We start from the raw sequence: 4,109 nt of genomic DNA, 5'->3' as shown, positions 1-4,109 counted from the left end.
GGCATGGCCGAGCCCACGGCCGCGATGACGAACCGCTCGTTGAACACTCGCGCCCGGTCATCGGCGCGCTGCCATTACAGCAGCGTCACCGTGAACGGCAGTGTGACCGACTCCGGGGAATCATGTTCGATCACCGGGTCTCGACGCCGCACGATCATGTCTGACCGCGATCGCGGCCTCCACCTCGTACAGCCCGCGAGGGCCGTTCGGAGCGCGCCAGAAGCGGTGCCGCAGCGAACCGCGGACCTCGATGAGGTCGCCGTGCCGCCAGCCGCGGATGCCCTCCTGGACCGCGGAGTCGTAGGTGACGCAGCGGATGGTGTCGATGGCGTCCTGCGGCGACCGCGCGTTCTGATGCTCCACGATGAGCCGCCAGACCGCCACCTCCCGGCCTTCCGGTAACGCCTTCCACTCCGGTGCGCCGGAGAGCCGCCCGACCAGGACGATCTCATTGACGTGGGTCACGCCGGCGTCGGCATCGGGCGTTTCCGCGGTCCGCGCGACGGCGTCACGAGGGTGCGCGTCGCGGCCGTCCGGCGGCCGGCCGCCGCCATCCCTCTCACCGTGCCGCGCCTCGTTACCCTGCGCCTGGTTGCCCTGCGCCTCGATGCTCTGCGTCGCCATGCTCTGCGTCTCGATGCCGCCCTCGACGCCTCCTGCAGCCTGCCGCGCCGTCTCCTCGGTGTGATCCACGGCCCTCTCCCCTCGCGCCCCTCGGGACCGCCGCCGTGTGGCCCGGCGGCGTTGTCTCTACGATGGGGCGGTCGGCCTGGACCGCGTAACCCTGCCCGCCGCATCTGTGGAAACCGGAGCGACACATGGATTCGATCACCGACCTGGGCAACGACGTCTTCGAGATCGACACCCGTATGGCCGGGTACACGGGCATCACTGCCGGCTATCTGATCCGCTCCGACCGGCCCTGCCTGGTGGAGACCGGCGCGGGCAACTCCGCCCCGGTCGTACGCGACGCGCTGGCCGCCGCGGGCATCGGCCCCGCCGACCTGGCGACCGTCGTCGTCACCCACATCCATCTCGATCACGCGGGCGGCGTCGGCGACATCGCGGAGATGTTCCCCAACGCCGAGATCGTCGTCCACGAGAAGGGCGCCCGCCACCTCGCGGACCCGAGTCGGCTGATGCGCAGCGCCCGCATGGTCTGGGGAGACGCCCTCGATTCTCTGTTCGGCGACCTCAAGCCCACGGACGCCGTGCGGATCCGGGCGGTGGAGGAGGTCGGCGAGGTGGACCTCGGCGGCGGGAGGCGGCTGGAGAGCCACTACTCGCCCGGCCACGCCAGGCACCACGTCGGGCTGCTCGACTCGCTGACCGGGGATCTGTACGTCGGGGACGCCGCCGGTGTGTACATCCCGGAGACGGCCGACCTGCGCCCCGCCACGCCGCCGCCCGACTTCGACCTGGAGACGGCCCTGGCGTCGCTGGACCGCTTCCGTGCCCTCCGGCCGTCCCGGCTGCTGTTCAGCCACTTCGGGCCGGTGGACCTGGTCGACGAGACGCTCGACCGCTCCACGGAAGAGCTCCGGCTGTGGGTCGAACTGGTCACCGAGGCCCACGACCAGCGCCTCGACCTGGATCACGCGGTGGCCATGGTCCGCGAGCGCACCGACGACCGATACCGCGCGCTCGCGCCCGACGCCGATCCAGAGGTCGCGCAAAAGGTCGAAATCATCAGCGCGGCCCGCAACAACGTCGCCGGCATCATGCACGCGCTCGAAACGCGCTGAGGCCCGCCTCCATGCCGTCCTGAACGACGGCATGGAGGCGGGCCTCCGTACGTCTCACTCGTCCTCGGCGTCCGCCCGCCGGACGTCCCCGGTCTCGCCGTCGGCGTCCGCGTCAGATACCGCCTCGGCATGCGTCTCAGGGCCCGTAGCGGTGCCGGCGCTCGGCTCGGCGGCGAGATTCCCGCTCGGCTCTGCGTCGACGTCTGCTTCGGACTGCGCATCGGCGTGCGGAGTGGAGCCCGCGTCGGTGTGGGTCTCGGCTTCCGTCGCGACGCCCGCACCGGGCTCCGCGTCGGCGAACTCCGTGTCGATGATCTCCAAGCCCTCGAGCTCGGCGTATCGCTCGGCGGCGTCCGTCTCGCCGTCGCGGTCGGCCGCCGCCGCCCGCGCGAACCAGTCGGAGGCCTCCTCCCCGCGACCCGCGTCGATCAGCGCGTCGGCGTACGCGTAGAAGAGCCGCGCCGACCAAGGCCGCCACCGCTCGTCCTTCAGCTCCGGAACCTGCAACGCCAGGACGGCCGCGCCCGGCTGACCGAGGTCGCGGCGGACCCCGGACTCGACGATCCGCATCTCGATCGCCTCGGCCTGCGGGAGGCGGCGGGCCTCATCCGACTTGGCGAGATCCAGGGCGCGCTCGGGCCTGCCGAGTCCGCGTTCGGCGTCGGCCATGATCGCGAGGTAGGCCTCCTGACCGGTCAGACGGCGCGCCGCACGAAGCTCCGACAGAGCGACCGACCACAGGCCGGCGTGGTACGCCGCGATTCCGCACGCCTCACGAACGATGCCGACCCGGGCCGCGCGACCACGGGCCGCGAGGGCGTGCTGGTAGGCGAGTTCGGGGTCATCGTCGATCAGGCGACCGGCCATCACGAGGTGACGGGCGACCTCGGTCGCGAGATCTTTCGGCAGGGTCTTGAGCTCGGCCCGCGCCGTGGCGTCGAGTTCGGTGCCGGTGACGTCCTCGGGGACCGGCGGGCCGGGGTCGCGCCGGGGCCGTGGCGCGTCCGACGGCCGACCGTCCCGGTCGGAAGGCCGGCGCGTACCGCGCTCGGCCGGGCGGCGAGCGCCCTTGGCGTCGTCCCGCTGCCGGTAACCGCTTCTCTGGCCCTGGGCGCCGTCCCGAGGTCCCCGCTGGCCGCTCCTCTGGCCCTCGGCCTCGTCTCGAGGTCCCCGCTGGCCGCCTCGGAAGTCGCGTCGACCGCCATCCCGGCGTTGGGAGCCGCCCGTACGCTCCTGAGGAGGCCGAGAGCCCTCCCTGCCGCCCTGACGGGACCGGTTGCCCTCCTCGCCCTTCTCCGGGGCGCGGAAACCGCCTCGGCCGCCGCCAGGACGGTCATCACGACGGGACGAGCCTGCGCCACCCGTGCGCGGCCGCCCACTGTCATCGCGGGCGAAGCCGCCTCGGCCGCCGCCAGGACGATCGTCACGACGGGACGAGCCTGCGCCACCCGTGCGCGGCCGCCCACTGTCATCGCGGGCGAAGCCGCCTCGGCCGGCGCTCCGGCCGTCGTCGCGTCGTCCCGAGAAGTTCGGCGTCCCACGAGGCCCGTTGTTGTCACGCGCACGGTAGCCGCGGTCGTCACGCCGCTCGGTACGTTCGTCGTCGTACCGCGAGGAGCGATCGCTCGGCCGCTGCGGGGAGCCCCCCGCCTGCTCGCCCCGGTCGGCCGGACGCCCTCCGGGGCGGGGGCCGCCGCGCTCGTTCCGCCACTTCCCGGAGCCGGCGGGCCGTCCGCCTGCGCCGGGCGCTCCGCGTCCGCGCGTGTCGTCTCGCCGCGACGAGCGGCTCGAGCCGCTCGTTCCTTCGGCGTCGCTGTCGCGGAAGGGCTTGGGCCGACGCGCCTGGGAACGGCCGGCGCCCTGGTCGTCGCGGGCGTTGCCGTATCGCTGGCCGTTACCGGACCGCTGAGGGTTTCCCGGCTTCTGGAACCTGCCGGGGCGGCCGGTGCTCGACCGGCCTCCGGCCGAGCCAGAGCGCTCGCCGCCGGAACCCTCAGTGGAGTCGTCGCGTCGCGGACGACCGCCGGCGCGGTTGGCAGAGCCCCTGGAGGACCATCGAGCGCCGCTCTGGCGGTCACGAGATCCGCCGGAGGCGCTGCCCGGTCGGTCTTGGCGGGCCGGCCGTGGACGCCGGTCGGGTCCATCGCCGTCGCGTTGATCTCGTTCCGCGCTCATCACATCAAACCGTTTCACTGGGGAGCACTGTCTGTCTCCATTGTGCCCGAACATACAAAAAGGGCCGCCTGAAAAGGCGGCCCTTCCTGCGTATATGTCCGGCGGTGTCCTACTCTCCCACACCGTCTCCAGTGCAGTACCATCGGCGCTGAAGGGCTTAACTTCCGGGTTCGGAATGGGACCGGGTGT

Annotated in this window: 3 protein-coding genes and 1 rRNA gene; 1 reads left to right on the top strand and 3 read right to left on the bottom strand. The window is 72.7% G+C overall.

The annotated features are described in order from the left end of the window. Nucleotides 1-120: 120 nt before the first annotated feature. The gene (locus AB0I04_RS54945; protein WP_360904979.1) at nucleotides 121-693 is read right to left on the bottom strand and encodes a single-stranded DNA-binding protein; all 573 of its coding nucleotides are present in this window, start codon (nucleotides 691-693) and stop codon (nucleotides 121-123) included. A gap of 125 nt (nucleotides 694-818) precedes the next feature. Between AB0I04_RS54945 and AB0I04_RS54940 the strand changes: the two genes are divergently transcribed. Continuing rightward, a complete protein-coding gene (locus AB0I04_RS54940; RefSeq protein WP_360904976.1) occupies nucleotides 819-1,745 on the top strand; it encodes an MBL fold metallo-hydrolase in 927 nt (308 codons plus the stop codon). A 54-nt stretch (nucleotides 1,746-1,799) separates the two neighbouring features. Here AB0I04_RS54940 and AB0I04_RS54935 read toward each other — a convergent pair whose 3' ends face one another. Together AB0I04_RS54935 and rrf are read right to left on the bottom strand one after the other, a co-directional pair. Continuing rightward, nucleotides 1,800-2,612, bottom strand: a complete 813-nt coding sequence (locus AB0I04_RS54935; protein WP_360904973.1) for a hypothetical protein — start codon at nucleotides 2,610-2,612, stop codon at nucleotides 1,800-1,802. A 1,404-nt stretch (nucleotides 2,613-4,016) separates the two neighbouring features. Further along, nucleotides 4,017-4,109 (bottom strand): 5S ribosomal RNA (rrf, locus tag AB0I04_RS54930); the annotation flags it as partial.

Source organism: Actinoallomurus sp. NPDC050550 (assembly GCF_040655075.1).
In the GTDB taxonomy this organism is placed as follows: Bacteria; Actinomycetota; Actinomycetes; order Streptosporangiales; family Streptosporangiaceae; genus Actinoallomurus.
This window is presented reverse-complemented; position numbering and strand designations above follow the sequence as displayed.